Below are 14565 nucleotides of genomic sequence, written 5' to 3' on the forward strand. Positions count from 1 at the left end.
TAGTATACCAGCAGCATGAAGGGCAGCAGGCGCAGTATTACACGCTGCCGCTGGGAGAAGAAGCCGCTGCTATGTAGGTGCAGCGGCATTGGGGAGCTGCATGGCCGATGGTTGCATGCAGTGGGGGAAGCACCATGGCTTTGCCGTTCTGGTGCTACAAGGGTGAGCACCGCGGTTAACCTTTTTTCAAAACATATATGTTCCGAAAGCATCGGAAGGTCTTCTGATTCCCTAGTGGATGAAGAAGGGCCTTCCTTTTTGTTTTGAAGAATTTGGGTCGACAACATAACCTATCCAAACAAAGGGGAGTTTCCTATGAATAAATATGCTACTACTGAAAAGACGATTACCATAACTAAAGGTTCCGCTGAGTTACTGCGCATTCATATCCCATATAACCCTGCATCTATTGAGCGGATTCGTCGGATTAAGGGCAGAACGTGGGAAGCCAAACAAATAGTGTGGATCATCCCATACACCATAGCTGCTCTTCAGGAATTCATGAATCAATTTGATCCTGATGACGTTCTGATTACCCCAGAGTTGTGGGTTGAAAATGAGAATTTACAGCAATGGAAAGCTAGTAAGGCAAACCATCCATGGAGCAAAGAGCCGTTACAGAAGGCATTAAAGTTACGAGGATACAGCCGCAAAACGATTAAAGCATTTTGTAATCAGGTCGAACGTTTTCTGAGTAGCTTTCCCCTCAAAGATACCGATGTGACTACTTCCAAAATTCAGACGTATTGTTTAGGTTTGCTTGAGCGAGGGATCTCCCATTCAAGCGTAAATCAGACGATTAGCGCGCTCCGCTTCTTATTGCAAACATGTACTCCATCACCCTACGGAAATCCAGTTTATTCGTCCCAAGAAGCAGACCAAGCTTCCACAAGTATTGTCTGAAAAGGAAGTTGCTCAAGTACTTAAATCTGTAACCAACCCTAAACATAAAGCCATATTGTTTTTGACCTATTCTTCTGGGCTTCGTGTAGGCGAAGTTGTTCGTCTGCGTTGCAGCGATCTGGATCTTGAAAGAAAAACACTTATCGTGAGACAGGGGAAGGGGCAAAAGGATCGGAGAACGATCCTATCGAGTCTAGCTTGGGATATGGTGCAGAAATACGTCACTGAATATAGACCAACTCGTTGGCTCTTTCCAGGGCAATCTTCTGATCGGCATCTTACGGAGTGGAGTGTGCAGAAGGTGTTTGAAGAAGCAAGACAACGTGCAGGTATCGTGAAAAAGGTAAGCATTCACGCTCTGAGGCATTCCTTCGCCACGCATCTTCTGGAAAACGGGACAGACCTGCGCTACATTCAGGAGCTACTTGGTCATACGAGCGCACGCACAACCCAGAGATATACGCATGTGAGTACGAAAAATATTCAGCGTATTCAAAGCCCATTGGATCGTTTGGATCTTGGAGATTGATCGTTAAATCTCCCTTTTTCACCAAATTCTTCTTCGCAAATACCACTGCTTAGGTTATCATATACGTAGTTCAGAAATCATGCAGGATGTGTGGTATCTACGAAGTACATAGATTAGATGTTATAAGAAATTGCGCAAAAGATATATCGATTTAAAGGAGATACCCATGTCAGATCCACAGTGGATAGGAAATGCAATTACGGCTTTAGCAACAATCTCTGCTTCGGCACTGACTTTTTATGGTGCGTATATGATTAGCAAAAACAACCTAAAAAATGATAATAGAAAATTTCAAAAACAAATTGAATGGGAAAGGGAAAAGCTTGAAAAGGAAGTTAACAGAAAAGAGTATATAGATAAGCTGAAAATATATAATAAAGTTCTTAAAGTGGATGGAGAAGTTATGATTGTTACTTCATATCCAGAGGAATTTGATTTTAATAATTATCATGAGAAAGTAAGGCCACTATTATTTGAAGAATATCATTTATTAGACCAAGATATCAAAGAAATAGTTAGAGAAATTGATGGCATTATTGCTCTTTGTAACTTTCATGAAGAGGTTCAAAAAGAACATAATGAAAAACTAATGAAATTGTACTTTAAACTTATTGAAAATATCGATAAGCATTATATAAGTGAAGAAGATAATTTTAAACAAGTGTGACAAGTAATTCAAGGAAGGCACAACATCTTATAACATAGTATCTACGCTGCGGGCCGTTAGGCCCTTGGTTCGCCAGATGAAGTAATCAGAGAAGCGGAATCAGCTCACAACCCTGCGAGGTTAAGTCCGTCGGACCCGGTCGTGTTGTTCCCTTAAGCCTCTCGGGTTCGTAGATACAAGAACGTTAGCCGAAATTCTTGCAAATAAAAGGAGAAATAAAAATGCCTAGTATATTTCTTAGTCATACAAGTATTGACAAGCCATTTGTAGAAAAACTTGCAAGAGATTTAAAAAGAATAGGTGTTAATGTTTGGTTTGATAAGTGGGAAATAAAAATCGGTGATTCTATTACATGGAAAATTGAAGAGGGAATTAGAGAGAACGAATTTCTAGGGATAGTATTATCACCAGAAGCGCTAAATTCAGAGTGGGTTAAGAGTGAGCTAGGGGCTGCATGGGTAAAGCAAATGCAAACAAAAAAAGTTTTTGTCTTGCCGATTTTTTATAGAGAATGTCAGATACCATATTTTTTATCAGATCGCAGATTTGCAGATTTCAGAAGTGATTATGAAAGTGGTTTTAGTGAATTAGCTACTATATTTGGCATTGAAGAAACAGAAGCAATAACACAAGATAACTGGAGAAAGTTTGTAAAAAACAAGAAAGTTAATTGGAAAAAATATAAAATTAAAGAATTTGAACAATTAGTAACAACATTAGTTGATAGAGCGTATGACTACAAGTGGTCTGCGTGGGTTGGTGGTACTGCCAATGAATACTCCATAACTTTTTATTGCTCTATTAAACAGGAGAATGCGTATTTAAGCAAATCTATCTCAATTAAGTTAGTTGGAGAAAGTAATGCTTATATGGTAAGTTTTAAGAATGAATCAAATCCTAATAACATTAAAGTAAGTCATTTCGATACATACATTGGCAACTCGGTTGACGCATGTGATGAGTACGTATGGAGATTTATAGATGACTTTAATTCGGAAAATGGTACTCCAACCGGTAAGCCTTATTATCATACTGAACGATTTTCAAGAGGTAATGAAATCCATGAAGCAGCAAAAGAGATCATTAATAAGTTTAATTGGTACAAAGGAGATAAGTTGTAAGTGGTGCAAAGAAGAAAATAACATCGTCTAACAAAGTATTCACGCGTCGTTCTAACTCCATCGGTCCGCAGGAGATTTTGGCAGGGGAGTAGTTTCAGCGGACAAGTCCTGCGAGCCTAAGTCTGACGACCCGTTCCCTCCAGTCACTTAAGGCTCTCGGTTCGTGAATACCCAAACGTTATCCGAAATACTTGAAAAATAAGGAGATTAATACGATATGTATATTGAATTTGAAACATTTGAAAACGGATTAATGAAAATTGAAATTTCACCTCAAGTTAAATTGGTGACATATGGTAGGCTGTTCGAATTCCCAGAGATAAAGCTTGATGAATATACTCCAATATATCACTCTATAAAACTTGTATATCCACTTGATCTTATTGAATTGGAATACTCTTTAACCGAGGAGATTGAGAATCAAATTAAAGCTAAATACTATGTAGAAGATAATCAAATAATAATTGCAAGTTTAAACATTACTGAATTTCCAGATGATTGGAAAGAGGAGATGGAAACATCATGGTTTAATTGGTTAGATGTTCTAGATGGGGATCACGCTATAATTGGTGCAAGGGCAGATCAAATAGTTGATGAAGATGTTTACAATGAACATTTTCATTTTGGAAGTTTATACTATATACAACGGTTAGATGTTCACCCTAATTTTAGAGGGGAAGAGATTGGAATAAAGTTGATTAACCATACATTCAAGTATTTGTTAAGAAATGCTCAAGGTATTGTTTTCTTAATTGCTAAGCCAATGCAGTCAAAGCTTTCAGAATCTCAGTTAGACTTTAACAGTTCAAGTAGACTATCAAGATATTACAAACGGTGTGGTTTTAAGAGGGTAACAAAAGAAAGAAGTAAATCTATTTTAATGGAAGTACAAGTAAACAAAATGAAAATTTGAAAGCAAATCGAAGAAGTCAAGTACTTCGTCTAACATAATATTCAAACAGCGGCTCCTCACGCAGCCTTGGTCTGCTGGATGGATTTCGAAGAGGAATTTCAGCAGACAACCCCTTTGGGGTTCGTGAATACAAGAACGTTATCCGAAAGACTCGCAAATACTATTAATTAAGATAGAGGTGTATGTATGTTTTTTTACAGATGTCAGGATTCCCAGGATCAGGAAAGTCGACATTAGCAAGACAGATTAGCCAAACAACTGGAGCTGTTATTGTCGATCATGACATTTCCAAAACAGCAATCTTAAGATCGCTATCATCACAAGGATACACGATGGAAGGTAAAGTAATAGGACAACTGTCCTATGATGTAGATTGGTCGTTGGTGGATTATTATTTATCTAATGGACATAGCGTGATCATGGATAGTCCTTGTTTGTACAGCAATTTGTTAGAAACTGGGCTTGAATTAGCGAGAAAACACAAAAAGAAATATAAGTATGTGGAATGTTATGTCGAAGACATTGAATTAATTCGAAATCGATTAAAAAATCGAGAAAGACTTTTGAGTCAAATCGAAGCACCATCATCAGAAGAAGGTTTTTATAGAGCTTTAAAAAACAGTAAAAAACCAGAAGAAGAGAATTATATAGTGGTAGATTCATCGAAACCAATCGCAGAATACTTGTCAAAAGTCCTAGAATACATAAACGAATGAAAACAAAAGTAAAGACGATGAAAGCAGAATCAAGAAGGCAAGTCCATTGGATAACACAGTATCTACGTCGCCCTCGGAAATGTCTGGGTTGGAAAACCGCTCACGAATCTTTCACAGAGGAACTGTCGCACTCGGTTTGACAATCTATCACATAAAAAGGGTAGGTGAAATTAATGCAAATAAGATGAAGATGGATAAGATTTACAATTTAATCCGGTTCGAGGAAACAAAACAACTGGCGGCGTATGCAGGATCTGTAAGTATCAAAAACCCGACATAAATTGCGGGTTTTTGATACTTTATTGTTGGGAGATGAAAGGCGCTACCCAGTAAATTCCTGAACCCATGTGTTGTTATAATAAGCAATACCGATATGAGTATAACTATTATTCAGTATATTTGCTTTGTGGCCAGGGCTATTCATCCACTCCTTCATAACCTGAGTAGGGGTGGTTTGCCCTTTTGCGATGTTTTCTCCAGCGGTATTATATGTGATCCCGAATTCCTTCATCATATCGAAGGGGGATCCATGTGTTGGCGAATTATGATCAAAGTAACTGTTGTTGTACATGTCCTGTGCCTTGACCATAGCCACATTTGACAATTCTTCATTCCTACTCAAGGAACTTAATCCTGTTTTGGCCCTTTCTTGATTGACTAGATCCAGAACCTGCTGCTCAAAATCGGTTTTATCCGTAGTATTTTTTTTACCTTCCTGTACTTGTCCTGTTGGCTCCTTATTTTCAGGATTTCCTGCAGGTGCCTGGTTTACTGGATTTCCATCCGGTGTTCGAACCAGATCCAACAAATCCAATGGAATTCCATTTTGGGCTTCTTTTGTTGTAATAGATCTCTCTTGCCAAGATGTAGCTGTTGATGATGCCTGTGTGAGGACAGAGTTTGGTGCAGCAGCATGATCATGAATTGAAATTTGTTTTTGCTCAGGAGTCACTTGTTTTTGCATCATATTGTTATGGGACGAACAGCCTGCCACCAATAATAATATTATCAAAACGAAAAACTTTCCCATTTGCCGACCTCCTAGATCCGTTAGTTAATGAAGTTCCCGGATTTATGTTTTCCTGTATGCCATTTACTTATTCCTAATATGGTTCTCTCCTTATCCAGTACTTTTTGGATAAAGAAGGCCATAGCGGGTTATAAATGCATCACGGGATGAATGTTATCTATTTCAATGGGATTCCTGATGATTGGAGTATTTCGATGGATAATTGGGAGAATCTATTTCAAACTAATAGACAATTTTATAGAATATAAACCATATGCTGCATCATATAAAACAAACTGAAAGCTAGTATTTGATAATTCGATGAATTCAGAAACTGCGTTTAACACAGTGTTAAAGATGTAGGTCTATCGTCCCTTGATTGACAGATGTATAATGATGGAAGAAATCTCAGTCAACAAACGCCCCAGCCTAAGATAAGAGCTATCTAAGGCCGGGGCGTTTCGTGAATACAAGAAAGTTATGAGAAATCACCGTAAATAAATTACAAGATAGGAACTGTATAATGCTACTCATTATATACAGTTATGGCTAAGTGCTTGAAATATTCGTTTTAACTAATCTTATGAGGTGGTTATTATGCAAATAAGAAAAGCAACGATTAATGATGCAGAAGGCATTGCAAAAGTTCATGTGGATAGTTGGAGAACAACTTACAAAGGTATTATTTCAGATGAATTCTTATATAATCTATCATATAAAAAAAGAACTGAATTATGGATCGAAAATATTGAAAGAGAAGATAATTTTGTAGTTATAGCAGAAAACCCAGAAGGAGAAATTATTGGATTTGCAGATTCTTGGAAGAGAGAAACAAATATAGTAGCCAATTCTAGTGATTTAACATCTATATACATACTTAAGGAATATCACGGAAGAGGTTTAGGGAAAGAATTACTTAAACAACTATTTCTACAATTTAAATTCTTAGGCTATCAAAAGATATTTGTTGAAGTTCTAGAAGATAATAAGACACGATATTTCTATGAACATTATGGAGCTAAATTATGTAAATCAATTCAAATAATAATCGGAGGAAAAGTTTTAAATGAATTAATTTATGAATGGGATAACATTGATGAGGTTTTAGCGAAATTCAGTAGAACGGAAGCGGACTCAGGCGACAACCACTGAGAGGCTAGGTCCTGACGGACCCAGTCGCTACGTTCCTTTGAGCCTCTCGGATTCGTGAATACAGCAACGTTATCTAAAATCAGGACAAATATGTAATATCAAAATCTAGGAGTGTGATTCGACTTGGAGAACTCAAATTTAAATAATCTTATTGAAAAATACTTGAGCGCATATAACACGTTTAACATTGATGGAATGATAGGAGTTTTGAATGAAAATATTCATTTTCGAAACATTTCTAAAGGTGAAGTGAATTCGGAAACAAAGGGGATTCAGGAATTTCGCACATTAGCAGAGCAGTCAATTCAGGTATTTTCTCAAAGGCGTCAAGTAATAAAGAACATTACTTTCGCAGGAGATAAAGCAGAGGTTGACATTGATTATGAGGGAATATTGTCCCGTGATCTCCCTAATGGAATGAAAGCAGGAGAAACATTAAAACTTCAAGGGAAATCAATATTTCAAATGAAAGATAAGAAGATAATACTGATTGAAGATCATAGTTGAAACAGTATTGAAAGTTATTTATAGATTACCCTAAATCAGATTACAATATATTCACCGCATCGGGCATACGCCCTCGGTCCTGCAGAAGTATTTCAGGGAAGCAGAGGTTGCCGGACACACTTGGCATTCGCCAAGCGTCATGAATACACAACGTTAGTCGAAAGAAGTTCTTATTTTAGGAGGAGTCTATATGATATTAGAAAAAGTTATAAATAGAATTGTAATACAAAATGAATATAAGGATTTTGTTGATAAGTATGTAGATCTTATACTTAGCGAATTTAAAGGTAAGATTCATAGCATTTATATGTGTGGCTCGATTCCCAAAGGAACTGCTAAACCTTTTAAGTCAGATGCAGACTTTACTATTGTATGTGTAAATCCCAAAGATGTTGATTACGAAAGATTGTCAAATATTAAAGACAGGCTTTTGGAAAAATATCCAGTGTTAACTAAGATTGATACGACCATTTGTTCGATTGACGATGTATTAAGTAAACCAAATGAGTGGGGTTTTTGGGTTAAGATCATTTGTGTTTGTATATATGGTGATGACGTTGGTGAAAAAGTACCCCCGATAGTTATTTCTCCTGAGTTCATATTAGACTTAAATACAGAGACCAAGGAGGAAGTAGATCGTATACATCGTTTACTTTCTAGTGCTAGTGATAACACAATGAAAACTAGATATATTAAAGGTTACTCTAAGAGATTAATTCGTGCATTATACTCTTTGGTTTTAGAAGAAACAGGCGTATGGCAAGATGACTTTATTAAGATGAAGAATGCCATATTAGACTATTGTGATATTGACTCCGCTTTAGTTGATTATCTGTATGCTTGTTACTTGGATAGTAATGTACTTGTTGAAGAGTTTTTGGGAATTGCAGATGAAGTATATAGCTATTTTGAGAACGCTTTAAATGCAATGGCTGCTTCCAGAGCTTCCTTCGAATAACAAAATATTGACGATCCGGATCACTCTGAGAAGCGAATGACCACATTTAGCCCCCTAAGCCCGTCGAGACGTCACTGCACTAGGTGTTCGGCAAGCCTCACAACTATAAGCAGCGACTCTAAGGGGCCAGGACGTCGTCAATACAAAACGTTAAGTGAAATTCCGGAGATCTAGTTCCAATTGAGTATTAATGTATTAGGAGGGAAGGATGATGAATAATGGTATGGCATCATGGCAAGAACTGAAAATAGATTATGAAATTAATCAAATATCTCCCAATATATCAACTAGACTAGAAGATATTGAACGTATCCCTACGCGGCTTGGAATAAAAATACTCACTATCCTTATTGAATGGGCTTGCCAGCCACAAAATACCCACCCAATTGAAATAGCGAGGAAAAAGATTAAAACAATTCCTTCTGATTGGCTAATAGAACATCTTCCTAATGTAGCTAAAACAGCAATTTGTCTTGACGATGAATGGGAGTATCGTAGGTTGTTAGAGCTACTTTCAGAGGCAATTCCAAAATTACTAGATTGGGGAATTGAATTGGGAATTAATTCTAAAAATGAAGAAATTAAAGAGGCAGCAAATGACTATAAAGAAAAATAACAGTTTGTAGAGTGCAATGAAATGATTCAAACAAGGTTTGAAATGGAGGCCACAGAATGGACCTAAAGACGTACCTGGCAGAGCATTTCCCAAACCTGACCTTAGAACCGCCTCTTTTCTATAATTGGGATGTTGCAATACGATTCGAACTTGGCAATCCTCTGATGTTTGGAATAAATAAGGAGCATTACTTGGAACGAGTTTATCATCGATCGCTTGAATTATTTAAGGCTCTTCATGATCAAGAAGATGAAGTCCTATTAATAACTCAAGTTTATTTTGCAGATAAGCCTAAACACAAAGTGAAGAAGTTGAACCTATACAGGAAATATATCAAGAAGAAAGAGCCGATTAGAGCCTTGAGACTTGAGATACTTCCAGATTTGGATTGTGAACCGGATGAAACCCCAGATCCAAGGAACAACATGTATAGGTACTGGACTAAATGTAGAATTGAAGACTTGAAATATCGTCAGTTAATCAAAGCTATATGTAATCATGATGTTGGCATTAAGCCAACGATCTATCATAGGGTGTATTTCATTAATATAAGTAAGAAAACGATATTTCATATCTATGATGATAGAGGTTGCGATGTTATTTCACCATCAAGAGAAGCGCTAACGGATATCTATAAAGAATATAACGATTGGATTCTAGATTATGATCGAGAACGTATTAACAACGTATTTCTGGGATAGTGCGAAGTATTAGTCTACGTGGGTGATTGTGGTAAGTCATTTCAGTAAACAAATCAGTCTAAGTCAGTTGTCATGAAATCCAAGAAAGTTATATGCAATCGCGATATATGTTAAAATTACAGAAAGTAGAACTAACTCAATAACAGGAGGTAGAACACATGAAGTGGCAAGAAGTTAGAGAACTGTTCCCTGACCAGTTTGTTTTGGTTTCTATCATTCATTATCATGAGGAAGACAACAAAAAAATAGTAGATGAAGTTGCACCAATTCGTACCGTATCCGAACAAGATGCGAATAAAGAGTTTTTTCAAGTAGAGCCTGGTAACATCGTGTATCATACTTCGAATCAAGACTTTGTGATCAACCTCCGCAGAGATCCATTAATGTAATTATAGATACAGGCTCTTCACATACGATCATTAGTCCTGATGTACTAGAGGAAATCGGTGTGACCTATGAAACCGGAGATTCAATATATGAAGCATACGGGATTGGAGGAAGTATTCCTTTCTACACCAAAGTCATGGACAGGATTGAAATAGGAACAAACAGCATTCAGAATATAGAAATAGATGTAGGCATATTGCCTAAAGAACATAAAGGGCTTCTCGGATTGGATATTCTGAAACAACAAAATTTTATTATTGATCTGAAAACATTAGAATTACATAATTGAAAATAAAATTTTATCAATGAACGAGTCCTATTTATAATGAGCATCAGATAAAAAGATACATATACAAGTGAAGTTCACCTAACAATTTTTGTTAGGTTTTTTGTTCTAGAGCCTGTCCGCTTTTCAACAGTTGAATTAAGCTCTTTTGGAGATATGGCTGATGTTAAAGCAAACAGGGATGGCAGCATGAAAGAAGGCTTCTACAATCATTCGCATCCCATTCAACCTTATATATATTCAGCGTATTCACCAGATTACAGTCAGACAGTGGGAACCTAAATTGAATGTATGGATCATCCCCTAAACCATCTCTGCTGTCCGATTGGCATTGAGTGGACGGCGAGGAATTCATCAAATCGCTCGGCCATCTAGGAATTAAGGGAAAAAGGGCAGTCTCGGGGGAAGTGTTGATAGTATAACAGAACTCGTATCGCAGCTTGTTTAATTGACGCCAAAATATTACAATATTATGATATGATCATTGCTAAACATGAATTTTGGCTCCAAATAAAGAGAGCAAGGGGAGGTGCTGTAATGCCAAAATTAAAAGATATCGCAGAACGTGTAGGCGTATCCATATCAACGGTTTCGCGTGCGATCAGCAATGATACCAATCGACCGGTCAATGAAGGGACAAAACGAAAAATTAGGGAAGCTGCTCATGAGTTGGGATACATTTTGGATGAATCCTCCAAATCCATTGGCAAAGAGATTACCTCAGCCAAACGGATAGCCTGTATCGTGCCACAGATTTTGATGGATGACCATCCGTACTTTTCACAGGTACTGACAGGTTTTCACGTTAAAATGACGGAACTGGGGCTGCCTCCAGCCATTGTCCGCACTTGCGAAGAACTTAGTGACACCGAACGGATAAAAATGATGCTTCAGGAAACGGGTACTCAAGGTATAGTCGCAATCAGCTGGTACGATGAAAAATTGTTTGAGCTGCTTGAGCAAGAGAATATCACTGTACTGGGTGTGAGTCTCAATGATGAAAGGCTTACTGTACCGGTCGTTGACTGTGACCGAATATTTTCTGCTCGCACAGCAGTCCGTCATTTGATCGAGCAAGGCCATACCCGGATTGGGTTTATTGGTGGCCCCGCATATTCGGAACAAATAGAGAGCGAAGAAAGGTATGTCGGTTATAAATTTTCCATGCTGGAAGCAAACCTGAATCTGAATGAACATTGGATTATCAACACCAACTGGAATGTGAATCTCAGCTACAGCAAACTGACGGATCTCCTGACCGAGACGCCCAAGTCTGATTGGCCGACGGCCATTTTTTGTGCAAGTGATATGCTCGCTATTCCTGCGATGCGGGCAGTGGTTGAACAAAATGGCCGTATCCCTCAAGATATAGCATTCGTGGGCATGGATAATATCTCTATGGCGCAGTATACGACACCACCTCTGACGTCCGTGCAAGTTCCAAAATATGAAATCGGCAAAGTGGCAGCACAATTAATTAACGATTATCTGGAAGGGCGTTATTCATCTCTCCATAAAGTTTTGTTGCCCAGCACCCTTATTGTGAGGGAATCATCTGTTTATGATCGTACAAATGACTAGTTGGTTGTGTGATATTATATTACATATAAATTCAGATAATTGTCATATAAAACCTACGAGGAATGCATCCGCGTGGGTTTTTTCTTGTTTTTTTAGCCAAAAGTAATCCAAATAAAACCAAAAAAATGTTTGACAATCGTCCATGGGCTATATTATGATGTATGAAATTAAGCGTTTGGCGTTATTTTTTATGTTTTTGGATTTAGCCAGAAACTAAGATTATATGTTAAACCAAATTATTGATTGCGCTTTCATCCCCTTAAAATCAATGTTTATATAAAATTTACAAGAAACCTCTAAAACTCTTATAACCTATTATCCAAACTGATACCTACCCATTTACATATAATATATTCCAAACTAGCATCAAATATATATCCAAATATATATCCAAAAAAACAAATCCCCTTGCGTTAGATGATGAACTCATTTATTAACGTTATCCACTCACTTTGTGTAATAACTTCTAACATATAAGTACTTCAATCAAATCTCAGAAATCAAAGAAGATCAGAAATCAAAAAAAGAAAGGTGGGAACTGCTTCGAGCAGCGTAAGCGCTGGTGGTAACACAAAGACATTTTGCCAGGCAGAATTGTAGTGACAATTCCAGGGGGGGATGTTCATGGCCAATACAACTGTACAACCTGCAATGAATGCAGTACATGAAAAGAAGAGAAGAAGACGTCAAAAGTGGAACCCCATTTTACGAAATTGGCAGCTTTATTTGTTAATCTCACCAGTTGTTGCTTATTACCTTGTCTTTCAGTACTTGCCGATGTATGGCATTCAAATCGCGTTTAAGGATTTCATTGCAACGAAGGGAATCTGGGGAAGCCCCTGGGTCGGTTTTGAACATTTTGAACGTTTTTTTCACAGTTATTTCTTCTGGAGATTAATTAAAAATACGCTTGGACTTGGGTTGTACAGCTTGGCAGTAGGTTTTCCAGTCCCTATCATTTTGGCGCTTCTGATGAATGAGGTAAGGGCGGAAAAGTTTAAAAAATTTGTTCAGACCATTACCTATGCGCCGCACTTCCTATCAACTGTCGTGGTCGTAGGCATGATGATGATGTTTTTATCGCCTCGATACGGAATCATTAATCACTTCATTGGTATGTTTGGCGGTAATCCCATTAATTTCTTGTCTGAGCCTTCCTGGTTCAAGACCTTATTTGTGATGTCGGATGTATGGCAGACCATGGGCTGGAGCTCGATTATTTATTTGGCGGCATTAGCCGGCGTGGACTCTCAGCTTCATGAAGCAGCGCGTGTGGATGGGGCAACCCGGTTGCAGCGTATATGGCATATTAATATACCGAGTATTATGCCGACAATTATCATTTTGTTCATTTTAAACATCGGAAGCATCATGGGTATTGGTTTCGAGAAAGTCCTGCTGATGCAGAACACACTGAATTTAGAAACCTCGGACATTATCTCTACCTACGTTTACCGGAGTGGGATACAAGATGCTGAATACAGCTTCTCGGCGGCGATTGGTCTGTTTAACTCCATAATCAATTTCATCTTATTAGTTACTGTTAACCAGATCTCAAAACGAATGAGTGAAACGAGCCTATGGTAAGGGAGTTGCTGATGCATGCTTGTTGAATCTAGAGGAGATCGTATTTTTAATGTAATTAACCATTTTTTGTTAATTATAATTACGCTCATTGTTATCTACCCGCTTGTTTTTGTGTTAAGTGCTTCGTTCAGCGATCCGCAGGCCGTCCTGCGTGGTGAAATGTTCCTATGGCCTAAGGGGATCAATTTCCATTCTTACGAGAAGATTTTTCAGAACAAAGATATCCTCAGAGGTTATACCAATACACTGATTTATACGTCAGTGGGGACGCTGATTAATCTTGTCATGACGATTCTGGCGGCATACCCGCTATCTCGAAAGGATTTTATTGGCCGCAATGCCATCATGGCCCTGTTTGTTTTCACGATGTTCTTCAGTGGCGGATTAATTCCAACCTATATGTTAATCAAAAACCTTGGCATGTTAAACACATTGTGGGTCATGATCATTCCAAATGCCGTTTCGATCTGGAACATCATCATTATGCGGACATTCTTCCAGCAATCGATTCCAAATGAGTTGCATGAGGCGGCGACGATTGATGGCTGCTCCAATATTCAAACGTTAACCCGGATTATCCTGCCATTATCCATGCCCATTATAGCGGTGACGATTCTGTTCTATGCTGTTGGGCACTGGAACGCCTTCTTTAACGCAATGTTGTATCTGTCAGACAAGGACAAGTTTCCACTTCAACTCATTTTGCGGGAAATTCTGATTCAAGGGCAGACGAACGATATGGTCAAAATGTCAACCGAGTCTGCGATTAAGCAGCAAAGGGAAGTGGAAGGCATCAAATATGCTGTACTCGTCGTTGCCAATATACCGGTGCTCCTGCTTTATCCTTTCCTGCAAAGATATTTTGTTAAAGGCGTAATGATTGGTGCCATTAAGGGATGATTCCTTGTATGGCTAACGATGGGACAAAGGGA

Annotated in this window: 18 protein-coding genes; 16 read left to right on the top strand and 2 right to left on the bottom strand. The window is 38.0% G+C overall.

The window, feature by feature from the left end; all coding sequences use genetic code 11:
* Nucleotides 1-287 (bottom strand): hypothetical protein (locus A6049_RS33710; protein WP_205411995.1); only part of this gene is annotated, 287 nt, incomplete at its 3' end.
* Nucleotides 288-315: 28 nt separating this feature from the next.
* Between A6049_RS33710 and A6049_RS33940 the strand changes: the two genes are divergently transcribed.
* The 6 genes from A6049_RS33940 to A6049_RS07130 all read left to right on the top strand — a co-directional run bounded on the left by A6049_RS33940 (nt 316) and on the right by A6049_RS07130 (nt 4849).
* Entirely contained in the window at nt 316-903 is a 588-nt protein-coding gene (locus A6049_RS33940) for a phage integrase N-terminal SAM-like domain-containing protein (protein ID WP_240321335.1), read from the top strand.
* Nucleotides 896-1432 (top strand): tyrosine-type recombinase/integrase, encoded by a 537-nt coding sequence (locus tag A6049_RS33945; RefSeq protein WP_240321336.1) that lies wholly within the window; start codon nt 896-898, stop codon nt 1430-1432. The genes A6049_RS33940 and A6049_RS33945 overlap by 8 nt, the downstream gene beginning before the upstream one ends.
* A 166-nt stretch (nt 1433-1598) precedes the next feature.
* Complete coding sequence (locus A6049_RS07115; protein ID WP_063563988.1) at nt 1599-2099, top strand: hypothetical protein; 501 nt, start codon at nt 1599-1601, stop codon at nt 2097-2099.
* A gap of 221 nt (nt 2100-2320) precedes the next feature.
* Nucleotides 2321-3220, top strand: a complete 900-nt coding sequence (locus A6049_RS07120) for a toll/interleukin-1 receptor domain-containing protein (RefSeq protein ID WP_063563989.1) — start codon at nt 2321-2323, stop codon at nt 3218-3220.
* Nucleotides 3221-3437: 217 nt separating this feature from the next.
* Nucleotides 3438-4133: a GNAT family N-acetyltransferase gene (locus A6049_RS07125; RefSeq protein WP_063563990.1), complete on the top strand. Its 696-nt coding sequence runs from the start codon at nt 3438-3440 to the stop codon at nt 4131-4133.
* Between the two features lie 182 nt (nt 4134-4315).
* Nucleotides 4316-4849, top strand: a complete 534-nt coding sequence (locus tag A6049_RS07130; protein WP_063563991.1) for a P-loop nucleotide/nucleoside kinase family protein — start codon at nt 4316-4318, stop codon at nt 4847-4849.
* A 322-nt stretch (nt 4850-5171) separates the two neighbouring features.
* On the opposite strand, the gene A6049_RS07140 is transcribed toward A6049_RS07130, so the two are convergent.
* On the bottom strand, nt 5172-5879 hold the full coding sequence (locus A6049_RS07140) for a CAP domain-containing protein (protein ID WP_063563993.1): 708 nt from the start codon (nt 5877-5879) through the stop codon (nt 5172-5174).
* Nucleotides 5880-6455: 576 nt separating this feature from the next.
* On the opposite strand from A6049_RS07140, the gene A6049_RS07145 reads away from it, so the two are divergent.
* The 10 genes from A6049_RS07145 to A6049_RS07190 all read left to right on the top strand — a co-directional run bounded on the left by A6049_RS07145 (nt 6456) and on the right by A6049_RS07190 (nt 14533).
* Nucleotides 6456-7010, top strand: coding sequence for a GNAT family N-acetyltransferase (locus A6049_RS07145; RefSeq protein ID WP_063563994.1), 555 nt, complete (start codon nt 6456-6458; stop codon nt 7008-7010).
* Between the two features lie 123 nt (nt 7011-7133).
* On the top strand, nt 7134-7517 hold the full coding sequence (locus A6049_RS07150) for a nuclear transport factor 2 family protein (RefSeq protein ID WP_063563995.1): 384 nt from the start codon (nt 7134-7136) through the stop codon (nt 7515-7517).
* Nucleotides 7518-7707: 190 nt separating this feature from the next.
* Nucleotides 7708-8475, top strand: a complete 768-nt coding sequence (locus tag A6049_RS07155; RefSeq protein WP_063563996.1) for a nucleotidyltransferase domain-containing protein — start codon at nt 7708-7710, stop codon at nt 8473-8475.
* A 208-nt stretch (nt 8476-8683) separates the two neighbouring features.
* Nucleotides 8684-9091 carry a hypothetical protein gene (locus A6049_RS07160; RefSeq protein ID WP_139295670.1) on the top strand — a complete coding sequence of 136 codons (408 nt, stop codon included), beginning with the start codon at nt 8684-8686 and terminating at the stop codon, nt 9089-9091.
* Between the two features lie 56 nt (nt 9092-9147).
* Entirely contained in the window at nt 9148-9792 is a 645-nt protein-coding gene (locus A6049_RS07165; RefSeq protein WP_063563998.1) for a DUF3885 domain-containing protein, read from the top strand.
* A gap of 158 nt (nt 9793-9950) precedes the next feature.
* The gene (locus A6049_RS07170) at nt 9951-10181 is read left to right on the top strand and encodes a hypothetical protein (RefSeq protein ID WP_063563999.1); all 231 of its coding nucleotides are present in this window, start codon (nt 9951-9953) and stop codon (nt 10179-10181) included.
* Nucleotides 10182-10210: 29 nt separating this feature from the next.
* The gene (locus A6049_RS07175; RefSeq protein WP_240321352.1) at nt 10211-10468 is read left to right on the top strand and encodes a retropepsin-like aspartic protease; all 258 of its coding nucleotides are present in this window, start codon (nt 10211-10213) and stop codon (nt 10466-10468) included.
* Nucleotides 10469-11002: 534 nt separating this feature from the next.
* Nucleotides 11003-12046 (top strand): LacI family DNA-binding transcriptional regulator, encoded by a 1044-nt coding sequence (locus A6049_RS07180; protein ID WP_063564001.1) that lies wholly within the window; start codon nt 11003-11005, stop codon nt 12044-12046.
* Nucleotides 12047-12670: 624 nt separating this feature from the next.
* Nucleotides 12671-13633, top strand: a complete 963-nt coding sequence (locus A6049_RS07185; protein WP_079695359.1) for an ABC transporter permease — start codon at nt 12671-12673, stop codon at nt 13631-13633.
* 15 nt (nt 13634-13648) lie between these two features.
* Nucleotides 13649-14533, top strand: coding sequence for a carbohydrate ABC transporter permease (locus tag A6049_RS07190; protein WP_063564002.1), 885 nt, complete (start codon nt 13649-13651; stop codon nt 14531-14533).
* Nucleotides 14534-14565: the final 32 nt, after the last annotated feature.

This window comes from Paenibacillus sp. O199 (genome assembly GCF_001636635.1).
Taxonomy (GTDB): domain Bacteria; phylum Bacillota; class Bacilli; order Paenibacillales; family Paenibacillaceae; genus Paenibacillus; species Paenibacillus marchantiae.

Bases quoted from the DNA above. Each gene is read 5' to 3' on its own strand.
- A6049_RS07160 (WP_139295670.1), top strand. From the start codon at position 8,684: ATGATGAATAATGGTATGGCATCATGGCAAGAACTGAAAATAGATTAT.
- A6049_RS07125 (WP_063563990.1), top strand. From the start codon at position 3,438: ATGTATATTGAATTTGAAACATTTGAAAACGGATTAATGAAAATTGAA.
- A6049_RS33940 (WP_240321335.1), top strand. From the start codon at position 316: ATGAATAAATATGCTACTACTGAAAAGACGATTACCATAACTAAAGGT.
- A6049_RS07130 (WP_063563991.1), top strand. From the start codon at position 4,316: ATGTATGTTTTTTTACAGATGTCAGGATTCCCAGGATCAGGAAAGTCG.
- A6049_RS07140 (WP_063563993.1), bottom strand. From the start codon at position 5,879: ATGGGAAAGTTTTTCGTTTTGATAATATTATTATTGGTGGCAGGCTGT.
- A6049_RS07190 (WP_063564002.1), top strand. From the start codon at position 13,649: ATGCTTGTTGAATCTAGAGGAGATCGTATTTTTAATGTAATTAACCAT.
- A6049_RS07180 (WP_063564001.1), top strand. From the start codon at position 11,003: ATGCCAAAATTAAAAGATATCGCAGAACGTGTAGGCGTATCCATATCA.
- A6049_RS07155 (WP_063563996.1), top strand. From the start codon at position 7,708: ATGATATTAGAAAAAGTTATAAATAGAATTGTAATACAAAATGAATAT.
- A6049_RS07115 (WP_063563988.1), top strand. From the start codon at position 1,599: ATGTCAGATCCACAGTGGATAGGAAATGCAATTACGGCTTTAGCAACA.
- A6049_RS07165 (WP_063563998.1), top strand. From the start codon at position 9,148: ATGGACCTAAAGACGTACCTGGCAGAGCATTTCCCAAACCTGACCTTA.
- A6049_RS07170 (WP_063563999.1), top strand. From the start codon at position 9,951: ATGAAGTGGCAAGAAGTTAGAGAACTGTTCCCTGACCAGTTTGTTTTG.
- A6049_RS07145 (WP_063563994.1), top strand. From the start codon at position 6,456: ATGCAAATAAGAAAAGCAACGATTAATGATGCAGAAGGCATTGCAAAA.
- A6049_RS07185 (WP_079695359.1), top strand. From the start codon at position 12,671: ATGGCCAATACAACTGTACAACCTGCAATGAATGCAGTACATGAAAAG.
- A6049_RS07120 (WP_063563989.1), top strand. From the start codon at position 2,321: ATGCCTAGTATATTTCTTAGTCATACAAGTATTGACAAGCCATTTGTA.